The 20,040-nt window shown below is 39.9% G+C and carries 19 protein-coding genes; 12 read left to right on the top strand and 7 right to left on the bottom strand.

Annotated features, from left to right (window positions below; genetic code table 11):
• Nucleotides 1-245: 245 nt before the first annotated feature.
• From V7K84_RS08745 to V7K84_RS08730, 4 genes are all read right to left on the bottom strand, one after another.
• A complete protein-coding gene (locus tag V7K84_RS08745; protein ID WP_334837397.1) occupies nucleotides 246-2,633 on the bottom strand; it encodes a CHASE2 domain-containing protein in 2,388 nt (795 codons plus the stop codon).
• A gap of 156 nt (nucleotides 2,634-2,789) precedes the next feature.
• Nucleotides 2,790-4,061, bottom strand: a complete 1,272-nt coding sequence (locus tag V7K84_RS08740) for a DUF1822 family protein (protein ID WP_334837396.1) — start codon at nucleotides 4,059-4,061, stop codon at nucleotides 2,790-2,792.
• Entirely contained in the window at nucleotides 4,045-5,235 is a 1,191-nt protein-coding gene (locus tag V7K84_RS08735) for a sigma-70 family RNA polymerase sigma factor (protein ID WP_334837395.1), read from the bottom strand. Before V7K84_RS08735 ends, V7K84_RS08740 begins: the two co-directional genes overlap by 17 nt.
• 205 nt (nucleotides 5,236-5,440) lie before the next feature.
• Nucleotides 5,441-5,668, bottom strand: coding sequence for a hypothetical protein (locus V7K84_RS08730; RefSeq protein ID WP_334837394.1), 228 nt, complete (start codon nucleotides 5,666-5,668; stop codon nucleotides 5,441-5,443).
• A 186-nt stretch (nucleotides 5,669-5,854) separates the two neighbouring features.
• Between V7K84_RS08730 and V7K84_RS08725 the strand changes: the two genes are divergently transcribed.
• Together V7K84_RS08725 and V7K84_RS08720 are read left to right on the top strand one after the other, a co-directional pair.
• Nucleotides 5,855-6,733, top strand: coding sequence for a phosphodiester glycosidase family protein (locus V7K84_RS08725; protein WP_334837393.1), 879 nt, complete (start codon nucleotides 5,855-5,857; stop codon nucleotides 6,731-6,733).
• Between the two features lie 106 nt (nucleotides 6,734-6,839).
• Entirely contained in the window at nucleotides 6,840-7,151 is a 312-nt protein-coding gene (locus tag V7K84_RS08720) for a threonine dehydratase (protein WP_334837392.1), read from the top strand.
• A 364-nt stretch (nucleotides 7,152-7,515) separates the two neighbouring features.
• Here the strand turns inward: V7K84_RS08720 and V7K84_RS08715 are convergent, their stop codons facing one another.
• A complete protein-coding gene (locus V7K84_RS08715; protein WP_094352741.1) occupies nucleotides 7,516-7,725 on the bottom strand; it encodes a hypothetical protein in 210 nt (69 codons plus the stop codon).
• Between the two features lie 515 nt (nucleotides 7,726-8,240).
• Between V7K84_RS08715 and V7K84_RS08710 the strand changes: the two genes are divergently transcribed.
• From V7K84_RS08710 to V7K84_RS08695, 4 genes are all read left to right on the top strand, one after another.
• Nucleotides 8,241-9,290: an adenosine deaminase gene (locus tag V7K84_RS08710; RefSeq protein WP_334837391.1), complete on the top strand. Its 1,050-nt coding sequence runs from the start codon at nucleotides 8,241-8,243 to the stop codon at nucleotides 9,288-9,290.
• Nucleotides 9,291-9,542: 252 nt separating this feature from the next.
• A complete protein-coding gene (mutL, locus tag V7K84_RS08705; protein WP_334837390.1) occupies nucleotides 9,543-11,291 on the top strand; it encodes a DNA mismatch repair endonuclease MutL in 1,749 nt (582 codons plus the stop codon).
• Nucleotides 11,292-11,513: 222 nt separating this feature from the next.
• Nucleotides 11,514-11,921, top strand: coding sequence for a hypothetical protein (locus tag V7K84_RS08700; RefSeq protein WP_334837389.1), 408 nt, complete (start codon nucleotides 11,514-11,516; stop codon nucleotides 11,919-11,921).
• A 154-nt stretch (nucleotides 11,922-12,075) separates the two neighbouring features.
• Nucleotides 12,076-12,510 carry a DUF2262 domain-containing protein gene (locus tag V7K84_RS08695; protein WP_334837388.1) on the top strand — a complete coding sequence of 145 codons (435 nt, stop codon included), beginning with the start codon at nucleotides 12,076-12,078 and terminating at the stop codon, nucleotides 12,508-12,510.
• A gap of 145 nt (nucleotides 12,511-12,655) precedes the next feature.
• Here the strand turns inward: V7K84_RS08695 and V7K84_RS08690 are convergent, their stop codons facing one another.
• Nucleotides 12,656-12,838, bottom strand: coding sequence for a CsbD family protein (locus V7K84_RS08690; protein WP_099102882.1), 183 nt, complete (start codon nucleotides 12,836-12,838; stop codon nucleotides 12,656-12,658).
• 386 nt (nucleotides 12,839-13,224) lie between these two features.
• Between V7K84_RS08690 and V7K84_RS08685 the strand changes: the two genes are divergently transcribed.
• The 6 genes from V7K84_RS08685 (at nucleotide 13,225) to V7K84_RS08660 (ending at nucleotide 19,002) form a co-directional block, all read left to right on the top strand.
• Nucleotides 13,225-14,112, top strand: coding sequence for a TIGR02587 family membrane protein (locus V7K84_RS08685; RefSeq protein ID WP_334837387.1), 888 nt, complete (start codon nucleotides 13,225-13,227; stop codon nucleotides 14,110-14,112).
• A complete protein-coding gene (locus tag V7K84_RS08680; RefSeq protein ID WP_334837386.1) occupies nucleotides 14,109-14,507 on the top strand; it encodes a TIGR02588 family protein in 399 nt (132 codons plus the stop codon). The genes V7K84_RS08685 and V7K84_RS08680 overlap by 4 nt, the downstream gene beginning before the upstream one ends.
• Before the next feature lie 763 nt (nucleotides 14,508-15,270).
• On the top strand, nucleotides 15,271-16,065 hold the full coding sequence (locus V7K84_RS08675; RefSeq protein ID WP_334837385.1) for a hypothetical protein: 795 nt from the start codon (nucleotides 15,271-15,273) through the stop codon (nucleotides 16,063-16,065).
• 497 nt (nucleotides 16,066-16,562) lie between these two features.
• Entirely contained in the window at nucleotides 16,563-17,783 is a 1,221-nt protein-coding gene (locus tag V7K84_RS08670) for an MFS transporter (protein ID WP_334837384.1), read from the top strand.
• A 62-nt stretch (nucleotides 17,784-17,845) separates the two neighbouring features.
• Nucleotides 17,846-18,823, top strand: a complete 978-nt coding sequence (locus V7K84_RS08665) for a hypothetical protein (RefSeq protein WP_334837383.1) — start codon at nucleotides 17,846-17,848, stop codon at nucleotides 18,821-18,823.
• Between the two features lie 50 nt (nucleotides 18,824-18,873).
• A complete protein-coding gene (locus tag V7K84_RS08660; protein ID WP_334837382.1) occupies nucleotides 18,874-19,002 on the top strand; it encodes a hypothetical protein in 129 nt (42 codons plus the stop codon).
• 159 nt (nucleotides 19,003-19,161) lie between these two features.
• Here the strand turns inward: V7K84_RS08660 and V7K84_RS08655 are convergent, their stop codons facing one another.
• The gene (locus tag V7K84_RS08655; protein WP_334837381.1) at nucleotides 19,162-19,986 is read right to left on the bottom strand and encodes an alpha/beta fold hydrolase; all 825 of its coding nucleotides are present in this window, start codon (nucleotides 19,984-19,986) and stop codon (nucleotides 19,162-19,164) included.
• Nucleotides 19,987-20,040 lie beyond the last annotated feature (54 nt).

Genomic DNA, 20,040 nt, shown 5'->3' with positions numbered 1-20,040 from the left:
GCTCAAACCTGCAATCAAGATATTTTCAACGAAGAGGCAGGGGAAATGACTCCTGACTCCTGCTGTGAAGCCCCCGCGGAACAGGGGTCTGAGTCCCCCACTTCTATTAAACTTCTATTAAGTGGTTTTCGTTCAGGTGGGGTCGAATCCCCAAGCTTTGAGCACTTACCCCCTCATAATGATTATCATTTTTGGTTAAATATATGCTTTCAATTTTTTTGAGTAATTTATTCCTTGGAAGTCCCTTACTCAACTAATGATTGTAAAGTAGTGGAAAGTTGCCGACGACTTGGAATAAATATAATTACAACACCGCTTGCAACCACGGCAAAGGCAGAAGGAATAAATGGCAACCATAACCCTTGTTTTAAAAGAGCGATCGCACAAACTCCATATAATATAACAACTGTCACAAAGATGGCGCATCTCTGATGTGAGAGCGATCGCACCCGCCAAATAATCAGACTCCCAACTACAGACCAGCCACATATCCAAAGAATATCGCCCCAGTAAGGCAAAACCCAAAGAATTGGACGTTGGTCTAAAACTGCACTCAAAACTTGGCTAACCATTTGTGCTTGTATAAATATCCCTGGTATTTCTTGGTAATCTTGCTGTGCAGTACTGTAGAGAGTTGACCAAGTATCGCTGACTGTATTAGCTGTCACTCCAACGATCACTACCTTATCTTTCATTGATTTACGATCGAATTTATCACTCAATACCTCATCAAGAGAAACTCTCTGATAATCTGTATTACGGTAATTGACAAGTATTTGATTTCCGCCTAAATCAACTCCTTGTTGATAGGCACCACTGCGGCTAAATTTTAAGCGTTTAAATACTTTAGAGCCAAACTGTACATAATCTTCATTAAATTTAGGTTTAATATTTTCATAAGATAAGTAACGAGCAACTAATTGCAACGAGAGCGAATAAGGTGTTGTACAAGTTGAAGAAGGCTCTTGTGCCATCATCAAAATTTGGCGGCGGACAATACCATCTGGGTCTTGAATTGCATCAGTAAAACCCTGGCGTTCTACAGGTACATCTTTCGGAGGTTTAACACCTTGTGCGTCATATTTTCTATCGCGGCTTTTGCAGACAACAACAACATTATCTTTATTAAGTTCAGTCGGAAGTTGTATTGGATTTGATTTGTTTGGGGGGTCAGCCAAGTCTCTATAAATATCCAGTCCAATAACTCGCGGTTGAGACTTTTGTATTTTGTTAAGCAATTTAGCTAACGTACTATCCGAAATGGATTTCAGCCCTTTGGTCATCTCTTGTCGTGATTGAATATTTTTTTCAGTAATTTCTATAATTATTAACCTTGGATCTGGCTCTTCTTGAGGTCGCAACCGTAGCATTTGATCGAAACTTTGTAGTTCAATTTTCTCAAAGATTCCCAAGTATCTCAAACCTACTGTTGAAATAGCCACAATCAAAGTACTAAGTAGTACAGTCCAAAGTTTTAATTTTGGTGTCGCAATTTTACCTTTTGTCGAAACTTCACCTACAAATTTAGTATCAGCAAAATTACCGCACAGTTCTTGCCACGTAGTAGGAACAGTTGTAGGGTTTTGGCAGATGACTGGCAACCAACTGGCACAAGGAAATTCATTTTCTAGTCCTTGAAGTCTTTCTCGTGCTTCTCGCACAGCCAAGTAAAATGGTTTGTTATCTGCAAAGGCGGTAAGAAAGTTTTTTAAAAATTCCTGTGCGATTAAATCTGGCACTCCTTCCCGCATTACAATCATTTGGGGAATGTTTAAATCCGCTAAATTTCGTCCTAAACCAATTCCGTCACAAGAATTAAAAATTGCCAGTTTTAAACCGCGTCTAATTGCTGCCTTAAGTCCATTTTTCAACTGCGAAATTGTTAAACTTTCGGTTTGATTGATGCAAATCTCCCCAATTTCTCCGTCAGTAAGACTAGTGCTATGTCCGGCAAAAAATAGAATATCCCAATCATGATTCCATAGATGCTCGTCAAGTGTTTGCCGTGTTGGTTCTATAAGAAAAGTGGTTTTTCCATCTGTTAAACTTTGTAAAGCAGAGGCATCTTTATCAATATCAATACCAACTCTATTACCTAGAATTGCCAAAATTTTGACTTTACCTGTAGGAGATTTTTGTAATAGCTGAGGAGATTCATACTCATGATTGCTTAAAGCTAATTCCGCTTTCGGATAATCTTCAAAAAAATGCCATAGATGCCAAGGCAGGCGATGCAGTAGAACTATATTTGTTTCAATAATGACTCTAATTTCATCATCACGACTAAGTAGAGTTCGCAACTGCCGCTCAATATTCTGAAATGATTCAAATTTTAACCAAGCATTGATATTTGCTTGTAGCTGTTGACACACTTCATCGAAGTCATTAACAGAAATATTGGTTATGTCTTGCGAATGTACTTTTATCCGGTGATTCCTACCCAGGCGTTGATGAATTGCTGCGTAGAGTAGCTGCCATCTGCGGTAGAGTTCGCTTAGTTCTGGTGCTGGCGGTAGACTCCCTGTTAATTTCACGGGTACAAATTCGTCATGACACCAAAGTTGAGCCGTGACAACAGGAAATCCTTGATTTAAATCTCCTCCCAAGAAGCTGAAGACAACTAGCTTACTCATAAGTAAAATGAACTTTGCCATTCGCGATTAACTAATGACTAATCAACAGGGAGCATTCTACTTATGCAAAAACACCAAAAATAAGTGTATTATAAGGAATACATAAGACAAATTTGACCCAATCAACACCGATTTGACACTGCTGGCTCCTAATAACTAAATTATGAAATTCTCTGTTATTTGATAATTATTCAGATCGATCTGAATGCTGAAACATTCTCCCACTTCCCCATCAAAGAGTTTCAACTGCACATAAATATCTTGAACTCTTGCTTGTACTTGTTGAAGTATTTCCCCTCGATCTGAAAGTAAAACTAGCTTGATATTAGCAGGTAGGTAAGGTTGATTAGAGGCTGGATGTAGTTGCACGCGAATACTAACTTGTTGGTTAGTTTCTGGTATTAAGGCAATTAATAAAATAACTTTTTGAGTTTCTATTTCTATTCCCAAGTCAATCAGCTTGGCGCGTTTGATAGCGGTAGCATTTAACCCGGAAGAAGTGCGAAAATTAAAAGCTAGGCTAGTGGAGTTTGGCTCAAAAAAAGTCTCTATAGCTTGCCAAGAAGCATCGTAAATCTGCTCCAGCCAACGACTGAGACTCACTTGTACTTGTGAAAATTGCGTAGGTGCAGCCTGTTGTAGATATCGCAGCCTTTCTTGGTACAAACGCTGCCGCCACTGCTCATTTTCTAGTAGCACTCCCCAGGTTGTAAATGGCACTGCAAGCCTCGGAAATGTTACAGATAAATTACCTAACCGTTGCACCAGATTTTCTGCTTCAACACTCGATAATTCTGGTAGTGGAGCGATCGCACCTTTCATCTCCTCTGTTCCACAAAATTGGTAGGTGATCCAAAAAGCATTAAGGTCTTTAATTAAGTGCCGTGCATCTATACAATAAGTCCTATCTACTTGGTCATAGTCTGCCAGTGATTTAAGTTCTTGATGGGTTATGTAGCTCCAAATTCTTACCCACTGCCCATCTGCTGCAACTTGCACTGCTAAATAATAATCTGCTGCCCAACTAGGAATGTCTACCCATTCTTGAGGAACTTCTAACTCACTATCATCAATTGCCTCGCTGGGAATTAAAACGACTCGCTTTTGGTTTAACAAAATTGCTGTGCCATTGACAAATTCCCAAAAAGCAGGAATACCAGGGGAACTATTCCAGATACTTGCTTCTGGAACATATTCAGCTTTTACCCAATTCAAAAACCCATGAAGGCAAATTTGATTTATGTAAGCACGCCAGCGACTGCTAGGTGTGGCGTACAAGCGACTGCTAGGTGTGGCGTACATTTGGCTTTCTTGCCAAGAACTTGTCTGTAATGATGGTGATATTTCTAACAGTAGTTCTTGCGGTTCAGTAAAAGCCGAAGTCATTCTTACTACCTCATCATTCATAATTTCAGCGATATTCCCCATACTTAACTTTCAACCATTCTTCCAAAGCACTGCTCATATCATTAACTAGGTTGGAAGTCACAGAAATATTAAGCGTGTCTTGACTCCATTGAATCAATGCTTTCAGCATTGATTCTCTACATTTGATCAGCCGACGAGAAACGGTAGGCTGACTCATTTGTAGGCGTTCTACAATCTGTGGCTGAGTTAACCCCTGTTGGTAGTAAAGTTGAAGTATTTCCTGGGTTTTTACCTCAAAAGTTTGTAAAGTTTTTAACAAAACAGCTTCAATTTGAGATTGTTGATTTTGTTGGTTTTGGGCATCCTCTTGGGCTATCATCTCCGTGATTAATGATTCAGAGGATGGATCTGGTAAATCAAAAGTTGTTGTGGAGTCATCTTTTGGTATCACTACATTTAGAGAACTAACAGGTGGATACAGATAACCACGCACGTAGATAGCTGCCTGGGTTAGCCACTGTTCAATTTTCTCTCTCGTGGATTCTGGAGTAGGTTGATTTAAGTGATTGTGGCGATCGCGGTTGTAGAGGTTGACAATAGCTTCCCAAAGTTGGGGTTCTGGTTCTGGTAGTGACTTTGTGCCACCTGGTTGGTTTTGAACATACAGTTCTTTGAAACAAGTCCAGGCGAGTCGATATTGGGCAATTAGAATCGGTGATAATCCAGCTTGAGCAAGAGCTTCTAAGAATTGCTTTTTGCTTACTTTGCGTAACAATGCCCAATTTGTGCAAATATCAGCTTCTTTGCGTTGGCGTAAAATATCTTTTAGCCGACTGGGAACTGCCATAGTAGCATAGGCTTTTAAGCTAGAGCATTTTTCTTGATTAAAGTTTTTGAGAATTGTTTCAATTTCAGCATTCGCCATCTGAAAATAATCTGCTAGGCTATGTTGACTATTTGTAAATTTGGCAATAGTTTTTTTAGCAGCCCAATAATTTGGTTCCTGTAAATAAGCAGATAAATGCATTCTAGCAAGGCTATTAGATTCTTCTCGCCAGCACTTGTGCCAATGTAATGCCCAAAAATTTTCTGAGTTAGGAACGAATGGTGAAGACTCCAAGCAATTTTGAATATTTCGATGTAGTTTGATATCAATCAACCATTTGCTGAATCTGTCTCCTTCCAACTCAACGAAGGTTGAGAACATCTCGATAATTTTTTGACGAGGACGCATAAGCAGTTAACAATTTCAATTGAGCCGAGAAGCAACTATCAAGCAGATATCTCTGTGGACAATTGCAAGATACTGGTTTGCTAATGTGCAATTCAATAGCACACATATTTTATTTTTTGATGTTTTTTGAAAATAACTCTATTCATATTCTGTTGAATCTAGATAATTTAGTTATTTTAAAGTTAAATTGGCGTAAAAAGCGATTTTAAGCGTTGCATAAATGCGGCATAGTTCGAGTAAACACTGGTTGAGAAGGTCTAGCAAGATATTGTCTCTTAACTTTTTGAAAATTCTTTTGCCAATTTCTGTGTGTCGCAAAGAGTTGATCGATTAGCGATTGTATGCCCATACGCTCTATTTGAGTTAGAAGTATAGGTATATCATCGGCTTCTTCGTTTGTAATTATCGGTTCAGTAGCCATAATTGCGAACATATATCTAATTGAGTCCTTTTGGAAATATGCCCTTCGGTATACTTTTGACTATCTATTTGTCCTAAATCCCTAAAAAATGGGCAAACTGGGAATAATTAAAATTAATTGCTTATTTTTCAGCTTAAAGTATTTTAATTAAATCAACTAAATTCAACTTTTTTGAGCTAACTGCAAGTGAGTTTAAAAGTGAGAAAAATCAAACTACTGGCTTTGATATTAATTAGTTTGACAATGGTGTTGTGGTTTAATTTGCGTTTTTCAACACCTTCAATACCCACTATTGCGGCTTCACCACCAAAAACTATCCGCTACTTCGATCGCACTTTGCCCCAAAGCATCGCTCACATCGTGTTGATTCCAGTTAATAGCAAATTTTTGGTGACTCCTGCACTATCACAGAAGGTAGCCACCGTAGAGGAATTTGCCCAAAAGCATCAAGCCGTGGCTATTTTGAATGCAGGCTTTTTTGACCCAGCCAACCAAAAAACGACATCTTATGTTGTCCGACAAGGAAAGTTAATAGCCGATCCCAAGGAAAACGAGCGGCTGGTGAACAATCCCAACTTAAAGTCTTATTTGGGTCAAATATTCAATCGCACAGAATTCCGTCGCTACTTATGCGGGCAAACTAGCCGCTATTCCATTGCCCTACACAGTCAGTCACCACCAGCAGGTTGTCAGTTAGTTGATGCTATAGGTGCTGGCCCGCGCCTATTACCAGAACTCACCTTAGAAAAAGAGGGCTTTGTAGATAATGGTAATAAACGAGATGCCCTTGGCAGCAATCAACCCAATGCCAGAACTGCTGTAGGTATTTCCCGTGATGGCAGCGTTATTTTAGTTATGGTGGCTCAAAAACCCTCGGCTTCGGCGAACTCTGGTATATCTTTGCCAGCATTAGCTGACTTGATGAAAACTCTTGGAGCCGAGCAAGCGATGAATCTGGATGGGGGAAGTTCGTCTTCGCTTTATTACAATGGGAAAACCTTTTACGGAAAGGTTGATTTGGAGGGAAATTCTATCAAGCGTCCTGTGAAGTCGGTTTTACTGGTTCAAGAAAAATAGGGATTGTGGGAGTTATACCTACCTACTGGTAGATTTTTGCCATATCAGCAATTCCCGAATCCGAATTGCGTCACAATGGTAATAGGCAATCATTGAAGGTGCTATTATGCTTCGTCTAACTCAAATTATTCGGAACTTGTTCCTTCGTATTGAAGGCTTGTTTGGTGTTTTATTCCAAAGTATTTCTAATTTTTTCGGAAATTTATTTGGGTTTTTTGGTAAGCTTTTCGGATTTTCGGAGTCTGGTTATTTCTTGGAATCCGATCGGGTGCAAGACGTAAAACAAACTTCAGCTAAACAGCCAATTGAAACGAATCGGGATAACATTGCTAAAATTCCTACCACTAACCGCCGTCGTTCTAATGCCAAACTTGACGACTACTACCTCAACATGGCTCGTGATGTGAAAAAGAAATGAAAAAAGCCATTAAGTGAAGGGTTAAGTTTAGTAATCAGCTGTTCCACCTTTAACTTGCGTAATTAGGGTGGGCAACACTTTAGCATCAGCGCTACTTTAATAACACTCAGTAGAGGTCAGCCGAACGCTGTCCACCCCACAATGTTTTAATTAAATTTAGATGTGCAAATGATATCTGGAACAGTTTACCAATCACTAAATAGCGCTTTGCATTTTCAGAAAAATCATCTAGCCACAATTAACGAATTTGTATGTGCGTAGGCTATCAAAAACCGCAAGCATCGCACCTTTGACAAAAATTTTGTCCAGTTTGAGGCTGGACAATAGCTAGAAATATTTTTGAGTTTGAATATTTACTTGGTTTTTAACTTACCAAATCAACTAAGGCGTTGCTTTGAAAGCGGACTATAGATGAAACTGAGCAACCGCGATAATTCTCAGAAGTGAATACTGATAGTGTGATATTAGCTTGACCTGGATCTAAAATGCGTTTTACCTTGCAGGTTTGCATTTTATTGTTGCAGTAAGCAATAATCCGATCGCCAGCCTTGACTTCCAACGCTTGAATTTTCAATTAATACCAACCTTGCCAGGAATTTGCTTTGTTAAAGGAAAAATATATTGCTATATCTCAGTCGCTTAACAATAGCAATGTTCTTTTAGTATAGCACAAAAAATTAAGGATATCAATGCTATCAATTTAATCTTGGTAATGTCAAGTTTATTCATGCTGCAAATACTAGGGTAGAAGGCAATACTTGTCGGGTTTTGGGGAAAAAGGGAAGGGGGAAGGGCAAAGAAAAAACCTTTAACCTTTACCCTTTAACCTTTTCCCCAAACCCAATTCCGAGTTAAAAATGCTTAACCGAGTAGTATTGGGGCAGAAGGTAGGAGGCAGAAATTGATCTGTTGCTCTCAACCCTATCTAATTCCAAGCCACCAAATCGTTCGCGCAGCAGAGTATTTGTTGAAATTCAAATGTCGGGAAACCTCTCCTTTAAAGAAGTTGGAGCTAAATTTTTTTGATGGAAGATTTTTATCTCAATGTTTTTGTTACAATCATTGAAATTTTTATCTAAAAATACCACTATGGCTTTATACGCTGAATTACATAGACATCTAGGCGGCTCGGTCGTACCACGAGTTTTATGGCGATATTTCGAGCGACATTCTTCGGAGTTAATTTCCCGCTTTGCTGACTATTCAGATTTTGAAGATTTTTATACCCGCCCGCGTAATACTCTAGATGAGTATCTAGAATTACACACCTTGGTAGAAAGCGTGCAAACTGTGGAGACTTTGCCTTACTTTATCTATCGCTTGGTGCGGGGTGCTTACATATTTGAAAATTTGGCTTATCTGGAACTGCGTTACACTCCTTATTTGCGGACACCTGAACATTTGAGTCAATCGGAAAGAATTGACAAGATGGCAGAAATTGTGCGAGTCGTAGGACTTGCCAGCCATCAGCCAGAATATCCGATTGTTACTAGCCAAATTCTCTGTATGCACACACGCCTACCTTATGAGGTGAACAAAGCGATTGTAGATTTGGCGGCGCAAAATAAACAGTATGTCTGTGCAGTGGATGTAGCAGGAGGTGATAGTTATTACGCCGATCGCTTAGAAGAATGGATTAGCTTATATGATTATGCGCGATCGCTGGGCGTTAACACCACGGGACATCTATATGAAACCACCGCTGGTTGTTACCCAGAATTGTTACCATATCTGATGCGGATTGGTCACGGCATTCAAATTCCCCTACTATATCCAGAGCTACTTAATGATGTGGCTAGACGCGGACAATGTTTGGAGGTTTGTCCGACAACTTACTTAAAAACTGGAACTTTGCAGGATATACGTCAACTCAAATTAGTTTTTGACCGTTGTCTTGATGCTGGGGTTGATATCGCTATCTGTACTGATAATGCTGGATTGCACAATGTGCGTCTACCATTTGAGTATGAGAATCTCTTGACTTACAACATTATTAGTTTTGCACAACTACAAGCTTGTCAGGATGCGGCTTTCCGTCATGCTTTTGCTTGGCCTTACAGTCAACCTCCGGCATCACTGTTGAACGGTTTGCTCAAACCTGAACCAGCGAAAATTTTGTCCATGAGAGATACTAATTAACGATCGCCTAAAAATATTCATAAAGTTAGGTGATTTAATGTTAATTAATGTTGCAATTACTAATTTTTTCCGATGCGATAGAGAAAGTTGTAATGCACAATAGATATCTTGCAAAATTAATGTTTTATAAATTAAACCACAGATGCACACAGATAATTTATCAGTGTTTATTTGTGGTTCTTTTTTTGCTGAGAAAGGATTCTTGCTAAAAGTCGTATATAGCGTGCCCCCAGAAGCTATAAACTATAATTTATGGCATCTACTATTCAAGCTCTACCAACAGAAGTTGTATATCTCATTACAGCTGGAGAGGTAATCGACTCTTTAGCTTCTGTGGTGCGGGAATTGGTAGAAAATTCCCTAGACGCAGGTGCAACGCGAATTGTGGTTTCTCTGTGGCCGCAGCAATGGCGAATTCGGGTGGCAGATAATGGCTGTGGAATGAACCTAGATGATTTGCAACAAGCAGCCACAGCCCACAGCACTAGTAAAATTCGCTCTAGTGCCGATTTGTGGAAAATTAACAGTTTGGGGTTTCGTGGTGAGGCGTTGCACAGTTTAACGACTCTGGCAGAGTTGGAAATTTTGAGTCGTCCTCTGGGGGGAAATTTAGGATGGCGGATAATTTATGGCGATGGCGGGAAAGTTGTACAAGTTGAAGCAACTGCGATCGCACCAGGTACAGTAGTTACAGTTTCTCATCTTTTTGGTAATTGCTCATCTCGCCGTCAAGGATTACCCACAACAGCACAGCAAATGAAAGCCGTGCAAGCTACAATTCACCAAATCGCCCTCTGTCATCCCCGCGTTACCTGGCAAATTTGGCAAAATGACCGTCAATGGTTCACCATCTCTCCGGCAAGAACAACCGGGCAACTTCTACCGCAGATTTTACCCCAAGTGCGACAAGGTGACTTGCAAGAAGTCAAACTCGAAATACCCAACCCTCCCAACTCTTGTACAGACGCAATTAATCGCGTTTCTACGGACACTTGTACAGACGCGATGAATCGCGTCTCTCCCCACTCAGCACTCATTTTAGTGGTAGGATTACCCGATCGCTGTCATCGTCATCGTCCAGATTGGGTACGTGTAGCCATTAATGGACGGATGGTTAAAACACCGGAACTAGAGCAAACAATATTATCAGCATTTCATAGAACATTACCACGCGATCGCTATCCAATTTGTTTCTTACATCTTGCCATTTCCCCCGATCAAATTAACTGGAATCGCAATCCAGCAAAAACAGAAATTTACCTCAACGAAATCATTTATTGGCAAGAGCAAATTACCCAAGCAATTAATAAAGCACTCAGCATCTCTTCTAATAATCTCAAAGAAGCTGTTCACACAACACGAGTTAGTAAATTACTCAAAGCCGCAGAAGCAAAAGGTGGTTACAATTTCAATCCTCAAAATCCCAAACCTTGTACAGACGCGATTAATCGCGTCTCTCCTAACTCCTTAAAAGCTGTCGCTCAAGTTAGCAACACTTATATTGTGGCGGAACATTCAGGTGGGATGTGGTTAGTAGAACAGCACATTGCTCATGAGCGAATTTTGTATGAGCAATTATGCGATGATTGGCAACTTTTACCCGTCGAACCGTCAATAATTCTTTATCAATTATCGCCAGCCCAAGTATTGCAACTGCAACGCATTGGTTTAGAAATAGAACCCTTTGGCGAACAACTTTGGGCAGTCCGTAATATCCCCGCACCTTTACAACAGCGAGACGATTGTGCAGAAGCAATTTTAGAACTTAGTTGGGGAGGCGATTTACAAACAGCCCAAGTAGCCGTTGCCTGTCGCAGTGCCATTCGTAACGGTACACCGATGAATCAACAAGAAATGCAGACACTTTTAGATAATTGGCAACGCACTCGCAGCCCCCGCACCTGTCCCCACGGACGCCCAATTTATTTATCTTTAGAAGAATCAGCTTTAGCTCGGTTTTTCCGGCGTAATTGGGTAATTGGAAAAAGTCATGGAATTTGATGTTTTCGGCAAGACATTACAATAGCTGTAAAAATGGAAACAACAACTTAAAAATAGAACTAAATACAACATTTTATTAGTTCGTAGTCAATTCTCTACGTACCTCTGTGCCCCTATTTTGTGGGAAAGTGAAGCGCCTATATTTTTAAATATAAACCCTCAATTCGCCATGATTTTACTCAAAGTTGTACTAGGAAAACAACCACCCAATTGGAGATATAAATGGAATACAACATGGAGCAGGTAGTAGATGCCGTAGCACATATTTATCGTCTTAGACAATGGTTAGGTGGAGGAAATGATTTAGTCAGATGGTGGAAAATGCCAACAGGTAAATGTTACTTCCTTCAGAGCATTACAGGTGAAACAATAGAGAAAAATGCAATCCCAAAAATTCTTACATATAGAGAAATTAACCCGAAGGATTTTGATATAATGCTTCAGAATTTAATTTCACTAAATATCATGGAGTTTAAAATGGATGCAGAACATGGAATCATGACTAACTATAATGATTTTTATTATGTAGCTCTAGAAAATGGTTCTTCTCATTCTTTTACTTTATTGTGTGGTTATCATCGCGCTCCTAAATTTAAGCAGATAATTGATATTATTCAAAATAATATGTGAAATAATCTTATTAAACCAAAAAAAATATAAATATTTTAGGAAGCAAATATAATTAATAAATAAATATCTAATTACTGTTAAAGAACTTTAATTTTATCAGCGATAGTGGACAAGTTGTCTCAGAAAATTATTATTTTGTAACGTTGAAAAATGCATGAATTACCCCGACATCAAACATGACTTTTTGGGATATCTACGGTATAATTCCGAATTAGATTGGTATGAAAGCCAAGTTGTATTCAATGAAACACAACTTACTATTAGTATTTCAACAGACGATAATAATAAGGTTGAACCAGCATTGAAAAGAGCTAATAGTGTTGTACGAGAGTTGAAACATCATGCTAAAAGTGCAAAAGAATATGCTGTTGAACAATTGCTAAAGCTTAAGAATGAGACATGGCTTGATGAAGGTGAGACATTATCATCTGAAGAGTTCAAAAACCGAATAACACTTGAAGGATTGCTCTTTTTTCCAGATGGTGAAGTGGAATTATACTATAACGATGGAAACCTATTTTTTGGACACTGTATCATTATTAAAATGGATAAACATGATTGCTTTATAGATGCTAGTATCCGTGGTTAATTGAATAGATAAGTTTTTAGTAACTAACACTTTCAAATTTTACGCAATAAAAAACCCCACTAACTTATAGAAAGTGGAGCAATTAATGTTACAAGTTTAGGAGTCAATCATCAGTAAAATCGCTATTTGCACTCGACAAGCGAAATTATTCTAAAGCTTTCTTCAGTTCGTCTTTAATATTTTCTACGGTGTGAGTAACTTGCGCTTCAGCTTGCTTCGTTTGTCCTTCAGCTTTATCTTGTGGATTACCTGTTATTTCACCCACAACCTCTTGAATTTTTCCTTCAATATTTTTTGCAGTTGCTTCTATTCTCTTTTCAGCGCTCATGGTTTTTATCTCCAGCTTGTAGTTGATTCAGGGAACTCCAAAAATAAATTACTACTACTTGCAAAATGGGCCGAAAAGCCCGCCCATTTCACAGAACGGGCAAGACGCTCACCCTACAAGTAATAAAATAATCAATATTTTATTACTTGGAAGTCCCTAAGCTATTACATAATCTAACACTTATGTATTCTTTTTTACTTCCATCAACCGAGAGAATATTTTGGTAAATTATATTATCTTAAGAGAGATGCCATTCGGTATTGTAGCAGATAATACAAAATATGAAAATCTGATAAATAAAATTTATATATATTAAAAAAATAACTTTTTCGCAGATAAATGAACTATAAGTTAAAGCAAAATTTAAATAAAAGGAAAATAAAGGAGTGCCAACGAAAAGTCAAAAAAATGTCTGGAAGAATGAGATTAATGACATCATTCGAGGTGCTTGTGGAGGTTTTTTGTTTGGCATACCTTTACTGTACACAATGGAGGTTTGGTGGATTGGATCGCTAGCAAAAGCACAACTGATAATGACGGCGATCGCATTAATGTTTATTGTGGTTTACTTGCTCAATCAGATAGAAGGTTTTCGGAAACGCAGATATCGCTGGCTTTCTCATCAAGCCGCAATGGATACCGTCGAAGCGATCGCGATCGGAATAGCTTGTTCTACTTTTGTGCTGTTACTATTGCGAGAATTGACACCAGAAACCTCCCTAAAGGAATCTTTAGGTAAAATCATCTTTGAAAGTGTGCCCTTCGCTCTTGGTGTAGCATTAGCGAATCAATTGTTGGGAGATACTGAAAATAGTAATGGAAAAGGACAAGGAAGCGATCGGGAAAATAGCACAACCAAGAACAAAGGGGATGAGTTACACGCCACCTTTACTGATGTGGGTGGAACCCTAATTGGTGCAACCATAATTGCATTTAACATTGCTCCCACAGATGAAATTCCTATGCTTGCAGCCGCAACCTCTCCACCTTGGGAGTTGGCAATGATCGCCGCATCTCTGCTGATTTCTTATGGCATTGTATTTCAGGCAGGTTTTTCTAACCAGCAAAAACGTAAAGAGCAAAAGGGAATTTTTCAACGACCATCAAGCGAAACCATTATGTCCTACTTAGTATCATTGCTAGCAGGCGCTTTTATGCTGTGGTTCTTTCAAAAATTAACTCTTAGCGACCCCTGGACAATGTGGTTAGATCATACATTGATACTGGGTTTACCTGCAACTATTGGTGGTGCAGCCGGAAGGTTAGCAATATGACTGAAACAGAACAACAACCAAAGCGCTCAATAGCTGAGTGGATAACATTCAGCATCGCCTCATTCATCCTAGCAATCATTGTGAGTCTAGTAGGCTACACTTGGCTGAACGAAAAAAATCAACCTCCCATCCTTTCTGTCACTAAAAAACAAACAATTCGAGAAATTAATGGTCAGTTTTATGTTCCTTTTGAAGTTGTGAATAGTGGAGGAGATACAGCTGAGTCAGTTCAGATTATGGCTGAGTTAATGATTGACGGCAAAGTTACAGAAACAGGAGAGCAACAGATTGACTTTTTATCTAGTGGGGAAAGCGAAGAAGGCGCATTTATATTCAGCGATAACCCGCGCCAAGGTCAGTTAAATCTACGTGTTGGTAGCTATAAATTGCCATAGGGGACTGACAAATAAAAAAAATACCCCACAATATTGCATAATCTATTTGTTGGAAGTATACCCGAACTCAACCCTTACGCCACTTGCTTTCATTGCGGGAACGCTAAGAGCGAATAAGTCGGGCATTGCCTACCTAACGCAGTGCGGGAAGAGTTGAGTTCGGGGGTGGGGTATTTCTTTACCTTGACGTTGACGTAACCTCTGTCTCCGACACACTGTTCGCGTTCGTAGAGAAGTTGAAATCTGCTGTATGAGTCCTATATTTTGTTGCTTGCCCATATTTTCAACACGATAGCGCCCGCATTTTTGATAACCTTGAATAAATTAAATAATTTAAAAAAATAAATAATCGCATTTTTATTCCACCAGAGATATAAAATAGAATTAACTGTTTTGAGGTATATTTCATCAGAAATTTATAATTTTGATATTTGTCTTATGTCACTATTACAAATGTTAACTACATTTGACATATAAAACTATCAAAAAATATTTTATATCTATTATTGTTGGTACTCCTAACAATAATTTATTGCTGGGTACTAGTAATAACGACCGGATTTGTGCTTGTGGAGGCAATAACAATATCTCCGCCAGTCTTGAATAACCTAATTGATGGTGGAGAAGACAGGCTGATAATGGCCGTAATGAAAAATCTCAGGTGAGTTGGCGCGATCGCAGCAGTTGCTTCAACTCTCTCGATCTAAACAAGGCATTGTTGCATTTTGATGATATTATCTTAAAAAATTAAGGAGAAAAGCTTGTGGAAGTTACGATCAATCAATTATTTAAGTTATCTGTAAAATATTTTTCAGCGATCGCAGCCATAATAACGGTTCTCCCATTACCAGTTAAAGCCGCTACATTTTTAGTAACTGAGCGCGCTGGTTTAGGAGGCAACGATCAAGTTAATTGGGAAAGTTTAGGTAAAGTCTTTAATCCCTCTGCCCCTGATTTTTCTGCTTTTTTACCTAACTCTTTTTCAGCAACATCAGAACGTGGTTTAGGCTTGGATATAAATATAACTCCAACTAATAAGCCTCAAATTACTCCACCATTTGTTTTTCAAACTTTACCTTCACCTGGCATTCGGAGTAACTTCGGTCTAGGCGATTTTATTCTCTTCGGAGGTATAGATCCAACAGGTTTTATCCCTCTTCCTCCCGGTACTCCAGATCCTGGAACTAAGGGGAACGGCGGGCCTTTTTCGATTAGTTTTGCCCAGCCGGTTTTTGGCGCTGGAACTCAGATAGCTGTAGACACTAGTAAATTGAAAATTGAAAATTCGATCGCCGCTTTTGATAACGCCAATAACCTATTGGGTACTTTCTCAGTTCCAAATCTTTCGTCCTTAGCATTAGATAATTCGGCAGTATTCTTGGGGATTCGTAGTGACACTCCAAACATCTCACGACTTGTTTTTAGCAGTTCTGCTCCACAATACGGCTTGGCTATTAATCAGGTAAGTATTCTTGCAACTCCCGAACCAACTTATACCTTGGCAATATTAGCTTTTGGTATTTCAGGTGGTGTTTTCAAACGACGTAAAAGTTCTTGACATTTACACTGCATTGAAATATATTAATCCGAATTCAAACGTGAAAAAATAGGGAGATTAAAAGTACTTATTTATATGCTTTACAACGATTTTCTCCCTTACAAATGATTTAGGATTGCTATAGGTTTCATTTTATAAGTTAGAGATTTCGGACATACTCCAACTTATGTAAGTACATAACGTAAGTTCCAGATAATTCTTGTCTTTAACCAAATTCAACTCAATGTTATACAAAGAATTAGAAAATATCATAGACGCTAAGATACAAAAAGCCATACGGAAGCATGAAATTATAGTTGCTTTAATTAGTAGCATTATTGGCTTGATTTTTATCATGGGTTTGTTCCATGCTATTTTGCTCAACCACACTGAAATTCAAACATTTTGTTTGTACTGATTACTGTTTGTAATCAATATCTCTTTACAATCAAGCGTTCTCTGATGTCTTTAAAACTAATCCAAGTTAGACATCTTTTTTATAAAATGGAATTGTACAGATGGAGAGTAAAAATAATCGCAGGGCTATATTCGTCTTATTTTTGACTGTATTTATAGACTTGCTCGGCTTCGGAATTATTCTACCGATACTACCTTTGTATGCCGAACAATTTGGTGCAAAACCTAATGAAGCGACTTTACTTGTAGCTATTTATTCTTTAATGCAGTTCTTATTTGCACCATTATGGGGCAGATTTAGCGATCGCTACGGTCGCCGTCCGATTTTATTACTGACTTTATTCGGCTCGGTAATTGCATACGCAGGCTTAAGTTTTGCCAACTCCTTATGGGTTTTGTTTATTGCTCGTAGTCTTGCCGGGATTATGTCAGGGAATATTGCCACTGCTCAGGCGTACATAGCAGATATTACCACGCCAAGTAATCGAGCTCGTGGCATGGGTGTAATCGGGGCAGCTTTTGGTCTTGGCTTCATTCTCGGCCCAGCGATTGGAGGTCTTCTAATCGGATCGGATCCGAACAATGCTAACTTTCATCTACCGTCGTTGTTTGCAGCCGGATTATCTTTATTGGCATTTCTTTGTGGTTTGATATTACTTCCAGAATCTCTAAATTCTGAGACTAAAGCCAAAATCCAACTTCATCGCCACCATCAGCAATCGCTAAACTTGCTACAGTTGTCACAGCGATCGCAGTTTTGTCTACTTGTTGGCATCTACTTTTTAGTCACCTTTGCTGTTGCAGCTATGGACTCTACATTGGCTTTATGGTCTAAGCAGCAATTAAATTGGGGCCCTCAACAAGCTAGTTATCTTTTTGCTTTCATGGGGGTTGTCAGCACAATCATTCAAGGAGGACTAATCGGATTTCTCAAGAAAAAATTGGGTGAAATCAAGTTACTTATCTTGGGAATATTAGGATTAGGTTTAGGATTACTATTAATTGGATTTTCGCAAAGCTTAATTTTATTATTAGCCGCCGCCACACTTATGGCATGGGGAATTAGTGTCAGCCAACCAATATTGAACAGCTTAATTTCCCAGATGACAGCCCCAGAAGAACAAGGACAAATATTAGGAATTGCCAGTTCTTGCTCTGCATTGGCACGCATCGCTGGGCCAACATGGGCAGGGGTAAGTTTTATGAAATTTGGAAGTTATGCTCCTTTTTTGAGTGGAACTTTAGTAATGGTAGTAGCTTTGACTCTTAGTTTTCGAGTAACTAAAAGTGCATCTGAATCAAAAACAGAACGTGTCGCCTAAAATCTAGGTCTTAATTTAAAAATTACGAATTACGAATTACGAATTACGAATTACGAATTATTATGACAGGTCGCCGAGTATTATTTTTAGGCATCTTTGTAAGTATCCTCCTCACCTACGGAATTTGGATCGGTGGGAGCATTCCTGCAAGCATCATCAAACTTCCAGACCAAGGATTAAACTGGTACTATTGGAAGCTTCCCCAACCAACCTTTTGGAGTCGAGCAACGGCTTGGGGTATGTACCTTGGGCATCAGTTTAGCATCTGGGCGTGTATCTTGTGGGCGCAGCGATCGCAGTTGAAATACAAATCAGCGTTGCATCCGATAAATTACCTCATGCTTGCCATTAATGGTGTATTCATCGCTTTACACTTTCTCCAAACATATATTTGGTACGATGCTCTAGCTCAAGATACTTCAATTTGGGCTTCTCAAGGTGCGGTTGTCCTCTTACTAGTCTTCGTACTGATTTTAGAAACACCTCGACGCGGTTTATTTTTTGGCAATTCTGTTCCCTTCCATCAACAGTTTTTGCAAATTATCAAACTGTACCACGGCTATTTTTTCTCCTTCGCCGCTATCTATACCTTCTGGTATCATCCAATGGAAGCGACTTTGGGGCACTTGATTGGTTTTCTCTATATGTTCTTGCTTCTGCTCCAATCTTCCTTGATTTTTAACCGCACCCATGTAAACCGTTGGTGGACATTTACTTTGGAGGCTTCAGTGCTTTTACATAGTGTAGTCGTGTCATTAATACTAGGACAAAGCAAGTGGCCCACATTTCTCTTTGGTTTTTTTGGCATTCTGGTACTTACTCAGCTTCACGGACTACCTGTGGGTATCTCGACGAAACGTACTATTTACGGAGCCTTTTTAGTAAGTGTCCTGGCCGTTTATGGACTGACTGAACGCGGCTTGGGCAGAATTTACGAAGTAACCTATATTCCTCTGATTGAGTTTGGATTAGTTGGTGCAATTTACTTAATCTTCCTACTCATCTTATGGACAATTTCTCATTTACCCGTCAATACATAATGTGGTGTTAGCGTTCTAACTCGTTGAACTCCAACAGGCTGACACGCTTGATGCTTGAAGTGCTGGGTTCGTTCCTTAGCCCAGACTACCGGGAATCTGCGATCGCATTGCCGCTCACCCGGATATCACAACCCAAAGATGACCTCTCGCTACGCCCCTATCAACAGATTGAGGGCTAACGATACACAAGATCGGCGACCGTACCAAGAGCGCGCATGGCTGCAAGGTGGACGAACACACTATACCAAAGCCACGCATCCCAGCAGGGTGCGGTTCGCTACATCGTCTGGTTAGACGTTTTAAGGCGGCAGTATGGAGACTAACCGAGTGGTTTGGGTTTACGACTGAATGAATTCGAGGAGATCGGCATTGATCTGGTCTGCATTTGTCGTGGGCATACCGTGCGGGAAACCCTTGTAGGTTTTCAATACCGCGCCCTTGACCAACTTAGCGCTCAGTGGGGCGGAGTCGGCATAGGGAACTATCTGGTCATCATCGCCGTGCATTACCAAAGTCGGCACCGAGAACTTCTTAAGATCCTCGGTAAAGTCGGTCTGGGAGAAAGCCACGATGCCATCATAATGCGCCTTGCTACCGCCCATCATGCCCTGACGCCACCAATTCTCAATCACGCCTTGCGACGCTTTCGCGCCCGGCCGGTTGTAACCGTAAAAGGGCCCGCTTGGCACATCCCAATAAAATTGCGCCCGATTGGTGGCAACCTGCGCCTGAAAGTCGTCAAATACCTCTTTAGGTAGACCGCCGGGATTATCTGGGGTCTTCACCATCAGTGGTGGCACGGCACTAATGAGAACGGCCTTCGCGACGCGACTTTCGCCGTGGCGCGCAATGTAGCGTGTCACCTCACCGCCGCCAGTCGAGTGTCCAACATGGATGGCGTTCTTTAAGTCGAGATGCGCGGTAAGCGCAGCGAGGTCATCGGCGTAATGATCCATATCGTGTCCCTCGCTGCCTTGGGTCGAGCGTCCATGCCCTCGTCGGTCATGGGCGATGACGCGATAGCCGTGATTTAAGAAGAACATCATTTGGTTGTCCCAGTCGTCGGCCGATAGAGGCCAACCATGCGAGAAAACGATGGGCTGACCGCTGCCCCAATCCTTGTAGTAAATCTCTATGCCGTCTTTCACTGCGATCGCGTTCATGTGTTTTTCTCCAGTAGGCTGAATTTTTGGAAATGTCTATTAAAAAACTAACAA

The organism is Nostoc sp. (genome assembly GCF_036917315.1).
Taxonomy (GTDB): domain Bacteria; phylum Cyanobacteriota; class Cyanobacteriia; order Cyanobacteriales; family Nostocaceae; genus Nostoc.
Note: the sequence above shows the minus strand (reverse complement) of the source record. Positions and strands in the feature narration are given on the sequence as shown.